This window comes from Streptodolium elevatio (genome assembly GCF_053592165.1).
Genome location: NZ_JBSFVE010000001.1, coordinates 635,939 through 650,879, shown reverse-complemented (window position 1 = coordinate 650,879; position 14,941 = coordinate 635,939). Strand labels below are relative to the sequence as shown.

The 14,941-nt window shown below is 73.2% G+C and carries 14 protein-coding genes; 10 read left to right on the top strand and 4 right to left on the bottom strand.

The annotated features are described in order from the left end of the window. Positions 1–71 precede the first annotated feature (71 nt). Together ACWD12_RS02850 and ACWD12_RS02845 are read right to left on the bottom strand one after the other, a co-directional pair. Positions 72–1,700: an ABC transporter permease gene (locus ACWD12_RS02850; protein WP_450098016.1), complete on the bottom strand. Its 1,629-nt coding sequence runs from the start codon at positions 1,698–1,700 to the stop codon at positions 72–74. Continuing rightward, a complete protein-coding gene (locus tag ACWD12_RS02845) occupies positions 1,697–2,713 on the bottom strand; it encodes an ABC transporter ATP-binding protein (protein ID WP_450098015.1) in 1,017 nt (338 codons plus the stop codon). Before ACWD12_RS02845 ends, ACWD12_RS02850 begins: the two co-directional genes overlap by 4 nt. Positions 2,714–2,969: 256 nt before the next feature. On the opposite strand from ACWD12_RS02845, the gene ACWD12_RS02840 reads away from it, so the two are divergent. From ACWD12_RS02840 to ACWD12_RS02820, 5 genes are all read left to right on the top strand, one after another. Further along, on the top strand, positions 2,970–3,461 hold the full coding sequence (locus tag ACWD12_RS02840; RefSeq protein WP_450098014.1) for a GbsR/MarR family transcriptional regulator: 492 nt from the start codon (positions 2,970–2,972) through the stop codon (positions 3,459–3,461). 188 nt (positions 3,462–3,649) lie between these two features. Beyond that, positions 3,650–4,633, top strand: coding sequence for a helix-turn-helix transcriptional regulator (locus ACWD12_RS02835; RefSeq protein ID WP_450098013.1), 984 nt, complete (start codon positions 3,650–3,652; stop codon positions 4,631–4,633). A 316-nt stretch (positions 4,634–4,949) separates the two neighbouring features. Next, positions 4,950–5,462: a hypothetical protein gene (locus ACWD12_RS02830; protein WP_450098012.1), complete on the top strand. Its 513-nt coding sequence runs from the start codon at positions 4,950–4,952 to the stop codon at positions 5,460–5,462. A 134-nt stretch (positions 5,463–5,596) separates the two neighbouring features. After that, complete coding sequence (locus ACWD12_RS02825; protein ID WP_450098011.1) at positions 5,597–6,157, top strand: redoxin family protein; 561 nt, start codon at positions 5,597–5,599, stop codon at positions 6,155–6,157. Between the two features lie 120 nt (positions 6,158–6,277). Then, the gene (locus tag ACWD12_RS02820) at positions 6,278–6,826 is read left to right on the top strand and encodes a hypothetical protein (protein ID WP_450098010.1); all 549 of its coding nucleotides are present in this window, start codon (positions 6,278–6,280) and stop codon (positions 6,824–6,826) included. Between the two features lie 27 nt (positions 6,827–6,853). On the opposite strand, the gene ACWD12_RS02815 is transcribed toward ACWD12_RS02820, so the two are convergent. Further along, positions 6,854–7,423, bottom strand: coding sequence for a TetR/AcrR family transcriptional regulator (locus tag ACWD12_RS02815; RefSeq protein ID WP_450098009.1), 570 nt, complete (start codon positions 7,421–7,423; stop codon positions 6,854–6,856). A gap of 134 nt (positions 7,424–7,557) precedes the next feature. Here ACWD12_RS02815 and ACWD12_RS02810 point away from each other — a divergent pair, with 134 nt between their 5' ends. Together ACWD12_RS02810 and ACWD12_RS02805 are read left to right on the top strand one after the other, a co-directional pair. Beyond that, positions 7,558–9,192: an MFS transporter gene (locus ACWD12_RS02810; protein WP_450098008.1), complete on the top strand. Its 1,635-nt coding sequence runs from the start codon at positions 7,558–7,560 to the stop codon at positions 9,190–9,192. Between the two features lie 317 nt (positions 9,193–9,509). Beyond that, positions 9,510–10,616: a PucR family transcriptional regulator gene (locus ACWD12_RS02805; protein WP_450098007.1), complete on the top strand. Its 1,107-nt coding sequence runs from the start codon at positions 9,510–9,512 to the stop codon at positions 10,614–10,616. 22 nt (positions 10,617–10,638) lie between these two features. On the opposite strand, the gene ACWD12_RS02800 is transcribed toward ACWD12_RS02805, so the two are convergent. Beyond that, positions 10,639–11,736 (bottom strand): epoxide hydrolase family protein, encoded by a 1,098-nt coding sequence (locus tag ACWD12_RS02800; protein ID WP_450098199.1) that lies wholly within the window; start codon positions 11,734–11,736, stop codon positions 10,639–10,641. 330 nt (positions 11,737–12,066) lie between these two features. On the opposite strand from ACWD12_RS02800, the gene ACWD12_RS02795 reads away from it, so the two are divergent. The 3 genes from ACWD12_RS02795 to ACWD12_RS02785 all read left to right on the top strand — a co-directional run bounded on the left by ACWD12_RS02795 (position 12,067) and on the right by ACWD12_RS02785 (position 14,898). Beyond that, positions 12,067–12,903: an ABC transporter ATP-binding protein gene (locus ACWD12_RS02795; RefSeq protein WP_450098006.1), complete on the top strand. Its 837-nt coding sequence runs from the start codon at positions 12,067–12,069 to the stop codon at positions 12,901–12,903. 141 nt (positions 12,904–13,044) lie between these two features. After that, on the top strand, positions 13,045–14,400 hold the full coding sequence (locus ACWD12_RS02790) for an FtsX-like permease family protein (RefSeq protein ID WP_450098005.1): 1,356 nt from the start codon (positions 13,045–13,047) through the stop codon (positions 14,398–14,400). A gap of 135 nt (positions 14,401–14,535) precedes the next feature. Further along, the gene (locus tag ACWD12_RS02785; RefSeq protein ID WP_450098004.1) at positions 14,536–14,898 is read left to right on the top strand and encodes an acylphosphatase; all 363 of its coding nucleotides are present in this window, start codon (positions 14,536–14,538) and stop codon (positions 14,896–14,898) included. The last annotated feature ends 43 nt before the right edge of the window (positions 14,899–14,941 follow it).

Genomic DNA, 14,941 nt, shown 5'->3' with positions numbered 1-14,941 from the left:
CACGGCAACACGGCCCGCCGAAGCCGCTGCTTCCGCCGCCTGCCCTGCGCCGCCTGCCTCCGCCGCCCGCTTCAGCCGGTCTGCAGGTCGCGGCGGCGCAGGGCCGCGAGCCCTCCGCCGACGAGCAGCACCGTCAGCCCGACGAGCACCCCGACCGCCGGCCAGTCCATGGCGTTGCCGGGCATCTTGGGCAGGTGCGCGAACGGCGAGATCTTCAGCGCCCATTGCGGGAGGTCGAACGCGGCGCCGATCCAGCCGAGCCCGAGGCAGAGCCCGGCGTACACCCACCCCAGCACCGCCGCACGCGGGTACGCACCGTACGCCAGCGCCGCCACCGCACCCACCGCCCAGACCGCCGGGACCTGGACGAGGCTGCCGCCGAGGACCGCCGCGACGTCCTGCCGGTAGCCGGCCGCGAGGCCGAGGCCCGCGACGACCATGAGGAGCGCCGCGCCTCCGAAGGCCACGGCGAGGTGCCCTGCGGCCCAGCGAAGGCGTCCGACCGCGTTCGCGAGGACGGGCTCGGCACGCTGCGCGGTCTCCTCGCCGTCCAGCCGCAGCACGGACTGCACGATGTAGACCGCGGCGACCATGCCGAACATGGCGATCATGCCGGCCAGGAACGCGTCGGTGACGCCGGACTGCCCGCCGAGGCGCGCGATCATGTCCTTGGCCTGCTGGTTGTCCCCGATCAGGTCGGCGGCGCCGTCGGTCATCGCCCCGAACATCACGCCCGCCACGAGGAATCCGCCGGCCCAGCCGAAAAGGCTGCCGCGCTGCAGCCGCCAGGCGAGGCCCTCGGCCGTGCCGAGCGCGCCCGTCGCCGGGCCCGGGCGGGCCGGGAGGAAGCTCATGCCGATGTCGCGGCGTCCGGCCAAGGTGTAGGCGATCAGCGCCTGTACGGTGGTCGCCGCCGCGAACAGCAGGAGTACCCACCAGCGTTCGTCCGCGAAGGACCGGAGGTTCTCCGCCCAGCCGATGGGCGACAGCCAGGTCAGGATGTTCGACCCGTCGTCCGCGGCGGCGTCGCCGGCGGCCTTCAGCGCCCACGCCAGCCCGAGCACCGCCGCCGTGAGGCCCTTGGCGAGCCTTGCGGTCTCGGTGAGTTGTGCCGCAATCGCGGCCGTCGTGGCGAACAGCATGCCCACGCCGCCGATCCCGAGGCCGAGCGCGAGCGCGCCCGCCCGTCCCTCGCCGGAGAGGCCGACGGCGACGATCAGTGCGACGCCGGCGTTCGCGATCAGGGCGGTCATCAGTGCGGCGGTCAGCGGTGCGCGGCGGCCGACCATCGCGGCGGACAGCATCTCCTGACGGCCCGTCTCCTCTTCCTCACGGGTGTGGCGGACCACGATGAGCAGGCTCATGACGGCGGCGAACGCGGCCATGAAGGCGACGTACCGCCAGGCCACGATGGCGCCGAGGGAGTCGTCGAACACCGGTCCGTAGAGCGACCGCAGCGAACTGTTGGCGGCCATCGAGTCGACGACGTCGGCGCGTTCGGCCGGTGTGCCGTACATGCCGCCGAGACTGCCCGCGGCGCCGGCGGTGGTGCCGCCCACCAGCAGCACCCACAGCGGGACCATGACCCGGTCCCGGCGCAGGGCCAGTCGCAACAGGCCTCCGGTGCCGGCCAGTTGCCGGGACCCTCCGACGCGGGCTGCGAAGCCCGTGGTGGTGGTCGTGTCGGCCGCGGCGGTCATCGCTGCACCGCCTCCTGCCCATCCGCGTCGGCCTGCGCCCTCGCGTCGGCCGGCGTCCCTGCGCCAACCGGCGTCTCTGCGGCACCCGGCGTCCCCGCGTCGGCGTCTCCGTCGGCACCGGCGCCTTCGGCATCATCCTGGTAGTGCCGCAGGAACAGCTCTTCCAAGGTCGGCGGCGTACTCGTCAGCGACCGTACGCCCGAGTCCGCCAGCGACCGCAACACCGCGTCGAGCTTGTCCGAGTCGACCTGGAGCCGCACCCGTTGCCCCTGGACCGCCAGGTCGTGCACCCCGGGCAGCTGCGCCAATCCGTTTGCCTGGCCGGCGAGTTCGGCGCTCACGCTGGTCCGCGTGAGGTGGCGTAGCTCGGCGAGCGTCCCGGTCTCGACGGTGCGTCCGCGCCGGATGATGCTCACCCGGTCGCACAGGGCCTCGACCTCGCTGAGGATGTGGCTGGAGAGCAGGACCGTCCGCCCCCGCTCGCGCTCCTCGGCGACGCACTGCTGGAAGACCTCCTCCATCAGCGGGTCGAGCCCGGAGGTCGGCTCGTCCAGGATCAGCAGGTCGACATCCGACGCGAACGCCGCGACGAGCGCGACCTTTTGCCGGTTCCCCTTGGAGTACGTGCGCCCCTTCTTGGTCGGGTCGAGTTCGAAGCGCCGCAGCAGTTCCGCCCGCCGGTCCTTGTCGAGTCCGCCGCGCAGGCGCCCGTACAGGTCGATGACTTCGCCGCCGCTGAGGTTGCGCCACAGGGTCACGTCGCCGGGGACGTACGCGAGCCGCCGGTGCAGCGCCACCGCGTCGTGCCACGGGTCGCCGCCGAGCAGCCGGGCGGTGCCCGAGTCGGCGCGCAGCAGTCCGAGCAGGACGCGGATGGTGGTGGACTTGCCGGAGCCGTTGGGGCCGAGGAAGCCGTGTACCTCCCCGGTCCTGACCTCCAGGTCGAGCCCGTCGAGTGCGTGTGTCCGGCCGAACGACTTGTGCAGTCCGGCGACGCTGATGGCCGTGGTCATGATTCTGAACATACGCGAGATTCAGGAAGTTGTGAAATAAAAGAAGCGTATAAACTTGAGCGAGGCTCTGAGCAGGGGAGACAAGACGGCGATGACGTCAGGCAGCGGACGCGGGGGCGCTTCGCGCGAGACTGTGCGCGAGACATCTGCGCGCAATGAAGCCGGTGCGCGCGGTGCGGCCGGCGTACGAGGCGATGCCGGTGCGCGAGGTGATACCGGGGGCGCCGCACGGGACATCGGGGGCACCGGGGCCGCCGTGGCCGAGGATCGGGGCCGGGACGACGAGGCGGTCTCCCGTTTCGTCGAGTCGTTCGCGGGTGTGTTCGTGGAGGCCGGGGTGCAGCGCATGCCCGCCCGGGTCTTCGCGGCCCTGCTCGCCGCCGACTCGGGCACGATGACGTCCGCCGAACTGGGCGAACGGCTGCAGGTCAGCCCGGCGGCCGTGTCGGGCGCGGTGCGCTACCTCAGCCAGCAGCACATGCTGTCGGTGGAGCGTGAGCCGGGCACCCGGCGGGACCGCTACCGCGTACGCAACGACCAGTGGTACGAGGCGCTGGCCAGCCGCGACGTGGTCATAAAGCGCTGGCAGGAGTCGCTGCGCGACGGCGTGCGCAGCCTCGGCCCGGACACCCCGGCGGGGCGCCGGATGGCCGAGACGCTGGCGTTCTTCGAGTTCGTCGGCGAGGAACTGCCGCTGATGCTGGACCGCTGGCGCGCCCGACGCGACGAACTGTTCGGCGAGGCCTGACGGTTCTGGACGGCGCGGGCCGCCGGTGAAGTTCCGGCCGTCGGCTCGGTCGGCACAGTCTCGCCCGGCGTCGCGCAGGACGGCTCCGCCCAGGCCGGCCCGGTCTCGGTCCTCGCCGTACGCCACCCGCGCCGCACCGGACGGGAGTGTCGGCGGGCTACCGGGGTGTGCTGCGGGAGTATGGGCGGGTGCGCGCCGCCCGGTTGATCTCCCTCGTGCTGCTGCTGCAATCCCGCGACACCATGACCGCGGCCGAACTGGCCGGGGAACTGGGCGTGTCGGAGCGCACGGTCTACCGCGACGTGGTTGCGCTCTCCGAGGCGGGCGTGCCGGTGTACGCGGACCAGGGCCGACACGGCGGCTACCGCCTCGTCGGCGGGTACCGCACCCGGCTGACCGGGTTGAGCCAGGCCGAGGCCGAGGCGCTGTTCCTGGCCGGACTGCCCGGGCCCGCCGAGGACCTGGGGCTCGGGGACGCGGTCGCCAACGCGAGGCTCAAGGTGCTGGCCGCGCTGCCCCCGTCGTTGCGCGCGGCGACGGCGCGTACCGGACAGCGGTTCCATCTGGATGTGCCCGGCTGGTTCCACAATGCCGAGCCGCCGCCGCTGCTCGCCGAACTTGCCTCGGCGATCTGGCAGGACCGGCGCCTGGAGGTGCGGTATCGGCGGGGGTGGCGGGTCGTCGAAGAGGTCACGCGTGAGCTGGACCCCTACGGCGTCGTCCTGAAGGCGGCCGTCTGGTACCTGGTCGGCCGCGTCGGTGACGACTATCGGACGTACCGCGTCGACCGCATGGTGGGTGTGTCCGACACGGGCCGCTCCTTCGAGCGTGAGGAAGGCTTCGACCTCGCGGGCTTCTGGGCGCAGAACGCCGCACGGTTCGCGAGGTCGCTGCTCGCGGACGAGGTGGTGGTGCGGATCAGTCCGGCGGGGCGTACCGCTCTTGTCCGCGTCGCGGAACCACCCGCCTTGGAGACCGCCGATGCCGCCGCAGGTGAGCCCGACGAGCACGGCTGGGTGACGACCCGGCTGCCCGTCGAGTCCCTCGCGGTCGCCTACGACGTACTCCTCACCCTTGGGCCCGAGATCGAAGTGCTGGAACCGCGGGAGCTGCGCGACCGCATGGCGGAGGCCGCGGCGGCGATGCGGCGGCTGTACGCGGACAGCCGCTAGCGAACCCCTGACCCCCTGCGCCCGGCGGCGTACGCCCGCGGGCCGGTATCTGCCGATCGGCATACGTCGGCGGGAGCACGCCCGGCGTCCGGGCGACAACTGTCGGCGTAGCGAAGATGCCCGCCGTGGGCGGATGCCCCACCCCCTGACCAGGCACGAGGGTTGGGTCATGCCGAGGAACGGTCCGCCGGAAGCGAGCAACCCCACGTCGAATGGTGGGGCTGTCCCCACCCCGGTTGGGATGTCGGCCCCATGGGTTGGCGAGCCTCCGGTTCCTAGGTTGGAGGTACGCGGACGACGAGGCTCCGCCGAGCGGATGAGGGGAACAACAGTGAGCAGCCGACAGCCCGGCCCCGTCGCCTCGTTCGTGCGGTTCGTGGTCTGCGGCGGAGGCACCGGACTCGCCTCCAGCGCCGCGCTGGTGTACCTGTCCGGCAGCATGTCCGTCGCCGTCGCCAACGCGATCATCACGGTGGTGTCCACGCTGCTGGCCAACGAGCTGCACAGCCGGATCACCTTCCGCAACGGCCGGGCGAGTTGGCGCGTGCACGTGGAGTCCACCGGGACCGCGGTGGTCTGCTACCTGCTCACGACGGCCGCGATGCTGGTCCTCGACACGGTCGCCACGAACCCCGGTGCGCTCACCGAGCAGGCGGTCTACCTCTCGGCGTCCGGCCTGGCCGGGATCGGCCGGTTCCTCGTGCTGCGCCTGTTCGTGTTCGCCCGCCCGAAGGCAGCCGCCGCCCGCACCGCGACGGTCACCGCCCTGCCCGCCCCGGTGGTCCCGGCGGCCGCCTTCGACCGCGCCGCGGTGGCTGTCGCCGCCTGACGCGCCAGGGGGCGCGAGGCGCCAGGACGCGCCGCCGCGGCGCTACCGGAATCGCGAACTCCCCACTCGGCGACGGGTGGTCGCTCTAGGATCGTTGTCGTTCGCGCCCTGCTCCTCCGTCCTGGGAGTCTGCGATGCGTGTACGGCTGATCCTCTCGGTGCTCGCCCTCCTCGCCCTGAGCGCGGTGTCCGGGTGCGGCTCCGCGGCCAAGTCCGCGGACCCCGGCGGGGGTACGTCCCCCGCCGGGGCCGTCGCTCCCGCCCCTGCCGCGGCCTCCCCGACGAGCACGCCCGACCTGCTGGTCTTCACGACCGTCACCATCGACCGGAAGCCGTTCGCCGGCGTCACGCTGCTGGGCAGGCCCGCGGTGCTGTGGTTCTGGTCGGCGGCCAGTGCCGAATGCCGGGCGCAGGCCGCGGAGACCGACAAGGCGGCGGTGCTGCACGGCGACCGCGCCACGGTGGTCGGGGTCGCGGCGGCCGCCGATCCCGCCGCGCTCCGCGAGTTCGTCACCTCGACGGGAGTCGGCGCCTTCCCGCATCTCGCCGACACGAGCGGCGACCTGTGGCGGCGCTTCGGGGTGACCGAGCCCGGCACGTACGTCTTCCTCGACGCGGGCGGCACGGTGGTCCACCGGGGCGTGCTGCCACGCGCCGAAGGCCTGCTGGTGCGTACCGGCGAGTTGGTCGGCTGACCGCGCGGCGTGCCGCCGGGCCGGTGTACGCGCCACCGCGGGGCGGCTCCCCGGTGACCGGAAGGCATCGCTCGCCCCGACCGGTGCCGTCGCGCGCGGGGACTGACACAATCACCGCCCATGATGAGGCTGACTCCAGGAATCGCCGCGTTGTCCGGGGCCGGGATCGGTTCGGTTGCCACGATCTTGGGAGTGTGGGTCTCCCAGGCGCTGAGCGCACGACGGGAACGGGGGCATCGCACCTGGGAACGCCGGGCGGCGGCCTACGAGGACATTCTGATATCGATGGCCAGGCTGCGCGGTGAGCGCAAAGAGGCCACGAGTACCGGGGATTTGCGCCTGGCGAGACTCGCCAACCCGGACTCCGAGGACGGGGCGCGACTCGCGGCGCAGGCCAACTTGTACGGCGGTCCGGAGTTGCGCCGCGCGCAGGAGGCGGCTTTCGCGTCGCTCCAGAAGTGGCTCATGGCGCTGATGGCCTGGCGCTCGTACCACGACACCTACAGCTCGCTTCCGGACTCCCCGCCGCACAAGGGCGCGGACGCCCTGTGGGACTCGGTCCTGGAGGCGGGCGCCGCCGCCGACAAGGCGGATCTGGCGCTGACCGCCCAGGTGCGCAAGGAAGCGCTGGGCGAACGGCCGAAACGGTTTCTGCGCAACGGGAACTGACGCGGCGTCGGACGTCGGCCGGGGGTGTCAGCCCGGTTCGGTGCCGCGCAGCAGAATCGCGATCAACGCCTCGAAGTCCATCGGCGGGTCGGCCGGGAAGTCGGACTGCTCGACGGCGATCCAGCCCATGACGGCGGACGCGAAGGCGTACCAGCACTGCCGTGCGTACGCGTGCGGGTGGCCGCCCATCACGAACGCCTCCACCACGGCCCGCTCGACGGGTCCGTGCCCGGCCTCGCGGTGGACGCCGGTCGACAGCATGCGTGCGGCGAATCCCGGTACGGCGCGGAACTCGCGCCGGATGCCGTGCGCCAGGTCGGCGAGCCAAGGCTGCCACGTCCGCGAGGTCGGCGGCTCGTCGGGCACGATGCGGCGGCCCATTTCGGCGCTGGCCAGGTCGAGAAGCTCGTCGCGGTTGCGCACCCAGCGGTAGAGCGCGGACGGCGCGACGCCCAGGCTGCGCGCGACGCCCTGCATGGTCAGTGTGTCGAGGTCCTGGGCGAGGACGGCGGCGATGATCCGGTCGAGGTCCAAGGTCGGCGGGCGGCCCACGCGCGGGGTGCGGGCGCGAGGGCGCGGGGGGTCGGCCGGGGGCATGGTGGCAGCTTAACGATGTACGTCAGCCGTTCCGCGCGCGTTCCGCGCGTCCGTTAGTGAATGGCCTTCACAAATTAATTAGGTCCACCTAAGCTCTGGCGTGCCCGGAATCCGTCTCGTCGGAAGGTGCCTCCATGCCCGCACGCCGCAAAACCGCCGCCCCCGCCGCCATCACCCCTGGCGTCACCCCCGCCGCCGGCTCCCGCGCGCCTTCGGCCGCGGCCGGACAGCCGCCCCCGAACTCCGGTGTCCTGCTCGCACTTGCGTGCCTCGTCGTCTTCGTCGTGATCCTGGACGCCACGATCGTGTCCGTGGCCCTCCCGGGCATCCGCGACGGACTGGACATGGGTGCCACGTCGCTGCCGTGGGTCGTCAACGCGTACACGTTGGCGTTCGCCGGGTTCCTGCTGATCGGCGGACGCTGCTGCGACCTCTACGGCCGCCGCCGTACGTTCTTCGCCGGGCTGGCCCTGTTCACCGCCGCCAGCGCCGCGTGCGGCGCCGCGAACGGACCCGCCGCCCTGCTGGTCGCACGGGCGGCCCAGGGCCTCGGCGGCGCGCTGCTCACCCCGACGACGCTCGCGGTGATCACCCACACCTACCCGGAGGGCCCACGCCGTGCCCGGGCGCTCGCCCTGTGGAGCGCGGTCGGCGCGATGGGCGCTTCGGCGGGCACCGTGCTCGGCGGTGTCCTGACCGAATGGTTCAGCTGGCGCTGGGTGTTCCTCATCAACCTGCCGGTCGGGGTGCTCGCCTTCGCGGTCGCCGCCCGCCACCTGCGCGACCACCCGGCGGCGCGTTCCGGCGCGGACCGGGCCCGGCTCGACGTCCCCGGCGCGGTCCTCGCCACAACCGGGATCGCCGGACTGCTCTACGGGCTCATGGAGTCGTCCGCGTACGGCTGGTCAGCCGCCCGCGTGTGGGCACCGCTGGTGGCCGGAGTCCTCCTGCTCGCCCTCTTCGGCATCCATCAGACACGCATCGCCGCGCAGCCGCTCGTGCCCTTGGCGGTGGTCCGCGCCCGCCCGGTGGCCAGTGCCAACCTGGTCATGTTCCTCATGGGCCTGGGGTTCTTCGCCAGCCCCGTCCTGCTGTCCCTCTACCTCCAGGGCGCGCGCGACTGGTCGCCGCTCCGCGCGGGACTCGCGTTCCTGCCGGTCAGCGTGGCCCTGATGACCGGCGGCCTCGCCGCCGGTCGCCTGATCCCGCGCTTCGGCCCGCGCACCGTCGCGGGGTGCGGAACTCTCGTGGGCGCGGCCGGATTCGGGTGGCTGGCGCTCGCCCTGGACGCGGACGCCGGTTACCTCGCGTCCATCGGCCTGCCGGGAGTGCTGTTCGGGCTCGGCATCGGCGCGTCCTTCACGCCCATCACCGTCGCGGCCACCAGCGGGGTCGCCCCGCAGCTCGCCGGCATGGCCTCCGGACTGCTCAACACCACGCGCCAACTCAGCGGCGCGGTGGGGCTGGCCGTGCTGACGACCCTCACGGCCTCGGCGGCGTCCGGCTACGCCGAGGACCACCCGGGGACGCCGGGCGGCGAGGCGGGCGCGGCGGCGCTGGCACACGGCAACGCCGTGGCGTTCGGCGCCGCGGCGCTGGCCGCGGTGCTTGCGGCGGCCGGGGCGTGGGGCCTGATGCGCTCGGGCCAGGGCGGCGGACCGGGCCGCGCGGAGCACTCGGCCGAGAAATTGGCCACACCTCCGGCGGGAACGACCCCTTCCGCACCGGTGCCCGCGCCGGCGTCGGGAGCGGCCGGCGCGGGGACGTAGGCCGTCGGCCCGCGACGCCACGAAACCTGTTGTGCCGGGCGCCGGTTCAGGGCCGGTGTCGTTCGGCGAGGGGGCGTCCCCGGGCGGCGGACCGCGCCGCCCGGGGACGCGGCCGCGCCGCCGGGTGCGGAGTGAGAAGGCTCCGACGGCGCGGCCGATCCGCATCCCCCGGGCGCATCGTGAGGCATATCCCGCTCGCGTGCATTGCCGGACTCCGGCAGTCTTGACGCGTTCTTGATGCCGGGCGCTGCCGGGCGCCGCCGGCCGCCCGCCGGGCCGCTCGTGCCGCGCGGCACGACAGATGGGGAGTGGGCGGGGTGCGGGACTCACAGGACGCCGAGGACTACCTCGCCGGCTACGCGGTGCTCCTGGACGAGGTCTCGCGCACCGGGCGTCGGCTGACCCGGGACGAGATCGTCGTACGTCGCCAGGAAGGCGAACGCGCGGCCGTGGCCGGCCGCCGACTCCGCGACATGGTGGTGGGGCACCTCGCCGCCACCCGCGCCGCGTGGCCCGACCTCTCCGGGATCAAGGGGGCCGTCGGCCAACGTGACCTGAGCGCCGCGGCACTCGCGGTGCTGGGCGCGACCGAGCAGGCGGTCGACGCGTTCACCGAAGGGTACGACCACGCGCAGCGCCTCGCCGTACGCCGCGAGGAGGCCGCCCGCCGCGAGTTCGTCGACGACCTGCTCTACGGCCGCAGCGACCTCGGCAGTCTGTCCGAACGGGCGCAGCGGTTCGGCCTGCGGCTGGCCCGTTCGCACACGGTCGCGGTGGCGGTCGGCGACGAGCCGTACGACGAGACCCACCCCGTCACCCGCCGCGTGGAGAGCGCGCTGATCGGACGGTTCGGGCACCGGCGGATCCTGATCACCACCAAGGACGGCCGCCTGGTCTGCATCGCGCCGAGCGACGGCGAGGACGGCGGGGGAGCGGGCCCGGCACGCTACTTCGCCAAGCAGGCGCACGCGGCGACCGGCGGCCGGGTGGTGCTCGGCCGCTCGCACCCGGGGCCGGGCGGCGTCGTGCTGTCGTACGAAGAGGCGCTCAGCGGCCACAACATAGTCAGCCGGATGGGACTCGACAGCCCCGTCGTCGACGCCGCGGACCTGCTCGTCTTCCCGGTTCTCGCGCGGGACCGGGGAGCGCTGGCCGACCTGGTGCGGTCCGTGCTCGGCCCGCTGGATTCCGCCCGGGGCGGCGCCGAACCGCTGCTGCGCACGCTGGAGGCGTACTTCGACGCGGGGTGTGTGTCCGCCGAGGCGGCGCGGCGGCTGGGGCTGAGCGTACGGGCGCTCACGTACCGGCTGGAGCGCATCGCGCGGTTCACCGGGGCCGACCCCGGCGAACCGCTCGACCGCTACACGCTCCAGACCGCCGTCATCGGCGCCCGACTGTTGGAATGGCCCGCCAAGGAGCTGTGAGACCAGCGCTCCGGCGGCGGCGTCACCCGACCGACAGGAAGAACTTCCTGATGTCGGCGGCGAGCAGGTCCGGGGCCTCCAGGCCGGGGAAGTGGCCGCCGCGCTCGAACTCCGACCACTGCGCGATGTGGAACGTCTTCTCGGCGAACTGCCGGATCGGCCGCGTGATGTCCTGCGGGAACGACGCGATGGCGACCGGCTGCGTGGTCCGCCAGCGCGGCGGGGCGACGCTGTCGTGGTGCAGCCGCGGCGCCGAGCCGGCTGTGCCGGTGAGCCAGTAGAGCATCACGTTGGTCAGCACGCGGTCGTCGCTGATCGCGAAGTCGTCGCCCGCCCACTCGGTCATCATGTCGACGATCCAGGCGAGTTGGCCGATCGGCGAGTCGGTCAGCGCGTACGCGATCGTCTGCGGCTTGGTCGAGTTGAGCACGCGCGCGCCGGGCTGGTTGGCCATGTAGCGCTTGAGCTGGTCGAGGCGCTCCTGGTCGGACTCGGACAGCTCGAAGGCCTCGCCGGGCGGCGGGGGCGTGGGGAGGTAGTTGAGGTGGACGGCGACGACGTGTTCGGCGTCGTGGTCGGAGAGCGCCCGGGAGATCGCGGCGCCGAAGTCGCCGCCCTGCGCGCCGTACCGGTCGTAGCCGAGCCGGCGCATCAGCTCCGCCCATGCGCGGGCCACGCGGTCGACGTCCCAGCCGCGTTCGTTGGTCGGGCCGGAGAAGCCCCAGCCGGGGATGGACGGTATGACGAGGTGGAAGTCCTGCGAGAGGGGCTCGATGACGTCCAGGAACTCGACGACCGAGCCGGGCCATCCGTGCGTGAGGAGCAGCGGGAGGGCGTCCGGCTTCGCGGCGCGTACGTGCAGGAAGTGCACACGCTGGCCGTCGATTTCGGTGGTGAACTGCGGGTGGCTGTTGAACTCGGCCTCGTGCTTGCGCCAGTCGTAGCCGTGCCGCCAGTAGCGCGCGAGCTGCCGCACGCGCTCCAGGGGTAGTCCGTAGTCCCAGCCGGCGTCCGGCAGTTCGTGCGGCCACCGGGCGTGGTCGAGGCGCGCGTGCAGGTAGTCGAGGTCGGCCTGCGGGATGTCGATGCGGAACGGCTCGATGGCGGTCGGGTCGGTCACAGTCGGGTCGGTTTTGGTCGGGTTGACGGCGGTCGGGTTGACGGCGGTCGGGTCGATCGTGGTCACGGTGTCCTCCGGTGTCGGTGCGGCGCCGGTGCCGCATGGCCCTCGCGAGATAATGTACATGGCTATTAAATACATGGCTAGTATCTGCCCCGATGGCCGTCGGCGGCCGCCGACCGACCCGCTGACCGTCGCCTGGACCGGGCGGTCGGCGTTTGGTGCGCGGACGGTCAGCGGGCCGGGCGAACCTCTCCTCGTCGGAACACCCCGGGAAAGCCCGGGGAACGCCCGCGGGACGCAGCCCCGGGCCGAGTCGAGGAGACCGCCATGTGGACTCGCACCAGCAACCGCCGCCGCACCGCGCCCGTCACCGATGCCCGCGTACCGGCGACCGCCGAAGGCCCGGGTGAGGCGCTGCGCCTCGACCGCGTCGGCAAGGTCCACGGCACCGAGGGCAACCGCGTCGTGGCCCTGGACGACGTATCCCTGACGCTGCGCCCGGGCACCTTCACCGCGATCATGGGCCCGTCCGGCTCCGGCAAGAGCACGCTGCTCCAGTGCGCGGCCGGCCTCGACCGGCCCACCAACGGACGGGTGTTCGTGGACGGCAGCCCGATCGACGGCGCCGACGAGACCGCGCTGACCGTGTTCCGCCGCGACCGGATCGGGTTCGTCTTCCAGCAGTTCAACCTGATGCCGACGCTGACGGTCTTGCAGAACACCACGCTTCCGCAACGCCTCGCCGGCCGCCGGCCCGACGACGCGCGTGCCGCCGCCGTCCTGGAGCGCATGGGCCTCGGCGACCGACTCGGTCACCTCCCCTCGGAGTTGTCCGGCGGCCAGCAGCAGCGCGTCGCGATCGCCCGGGCCCTGGTCGCGGAGCCCAAGGTCGTGTTCGCGGACGAGCCGACCGGCGCGCTCGACAGCCGCAGCGCCCGCGAGGTGCTGGGCCTGCTAGCCGAGGCCGTGCGGCTGCACGGGCAGACCGTCGTGATGGTCACGCACGACCCGGTCGCCGCGGCGTACGCGGACTCCGTGGTCTTCCTCGCCGACGGCCGCATCGTCGGCGATTTGCCCGCCCCCACCCCGGACGCGGTCGCCGAGCGCATGACGCACCTCGGGGACCTGGCCGACGGCGGCCGGCCGGTGGCCGCCGGGTTGTGAGCCGGCCGCGGTCCCGACCGACCGCGTACGCCCGCGCCACGTCCGCGCTGTGTGCACGTCCACGCGTACGACCGCTCGCCCTGCCTGCCGCCCTGCCTCGTTGCCCCGTGCTCGGCTCCACCCACCCGAAGGAGTAAGACCGTGTTCGCTCTGGCCCTCCGCTCCCTGCGGCACCGCATCGCCGGATTCGCGGCGAGCTTCCTCGCGATGTTCCTCGGCGCGACGATCCTCATGTCCTTCGCCGCCATGCTCGACACCGCCGGCGGCACGGGCGTCGACGCCACCAGCAAGGAGACCCTGACCACCATGGGCACCGTGGTCGGCGGCTGGGGTCTGCTCCTGGTCGTGTTCGCGGTCTCGTCGACGCTGACCCTCTCGGTGCGCCAGCGCTCCGCCGAGATGGCTCTGCTGCGCAGCATCGGCGCGACACCCCGCCAGGTGACCCGCATGATCGTCGGCGAGAGCGCGGTGCTCGCCGCCGCGGCCGCCGTCCTCGCGATCGCCCCGGCCGTGCTCGGCGGGCGTCTGCTGCTGGACCTGCTCGGCTCGACCGGGCAGGTCGACGCCGACGTCGCGTACGTCTTCGGTCCGATCGCGCTCGGCATGGGCATCACGATCACCTTTGCGGCGGCCACGCTCGCGGCTCTGATCACCGCACGCCGGGCTGCGCGTACCAGCGCCGCGGAAGCCCTCGGCGCCGCGGCGGTCGCCGACGACAGCCGGCTGTCGAAGAAGCGCATCGCCGTCGGCGTCGTGTTCCTGTTGCTCGCGCTCGACCTGGCGGTCGTCACCGCGACCGTGATGAAGGGCAAAGGCTCGGACGCCATGCAGACCGCGGGCCAGACCTCGATCTGGGCCGCCATCGGACTCGCGGTCCTCGCCCCGGCGATCATCCGCAAGGTCGCGGCGGTTGTCGCCGGCCCGCTGGAGCGCCGCGGTCTGACCGGCTACCTGACCGCGCAGAACCTGCGCCGCCACACCGGTCGCCTCGCGTCCGTCGTGATGCCGGTGGTGCTCTTCACCGCGATCGGCGCCGGCACGCTGGTCATGCAGGCGGTCGAGAACGACGCGATGGCCGCCTCGGGACTGCTCAAGAGCAACGAGCAGAAGAACATCGAGACCCTCAACTTCGTGGTCATCGGCATGATCGTGGCCTTCGCCGCCATCATGCTGATCAACACCCTGGTCGCCGCCACGGCCGCGCGGCGCCGGGAGTTCGCGCAGATCCGGCTCGCCGGGGCGACGCCCCGCCAGGTGCTGAAGGTGGTCGCCCTCGAAGGCGCGATCCTCACCGCGGTCGGCGTGGCGCTCGGCACGGCCGCCGCACTGCCGACGATCCTTCCGTACAGCTACGCCCGTACCGGTGACGTCGTACCGGGCACCGGGGCCGGGATCTACCTGGCGATCGTCGCGGTCGCCGCGGTGCTGACCGTCGCCACCGGGTATGCGGCCGCGCGCCGCACGATCCGCACCCCCGCGATCACCGCGGTGGCATGACGGACGCCCGCGGTGCGGCCCGTGCACCCCTCACCCGTGTCGGCGGGTGGGGGTGCTTCGCGTCGCACGGCACCCGGTGTTCGCCGCCGCGTCGGGCGCGGCGGTACGTGATCACGCGATCGTGGGTGATCGTGCGTGGCAGGACAGGGAAAAGGGGAGTCGCACGGGGTGGACGACGCGGCACTTCACCAGGACGGGCCCATCCGCGACGACGGCACGCGGCGGGTCCGCGTCGTCGTCTCGGGGCGGGTGCAAGGGGTCTTCTTCCGGGCGACCTGCGCCACCGAGGCGGACGACGCCGGCGTGTCCGGCTGGGTGCGCAACAGGGCGGACGGCCGGGTCGAGGCCGTCTTCGAGGGGCGTCCCGCCGCGGTGGCGCAGATGGTCGCGTGGATGCGCCACGGGCCGCCCGAGGCGCGCGTCGACGCTGTCGCGGTGACCGAGGAGCCGGCCGCCGAACCCGTGGCCCGCGGGCCTGGGTTCGTGGTCCTGCGCTGATCAGGGGGCCGGGTGTTCCTTCGGCCGGAAGCCGTTGCGTTGT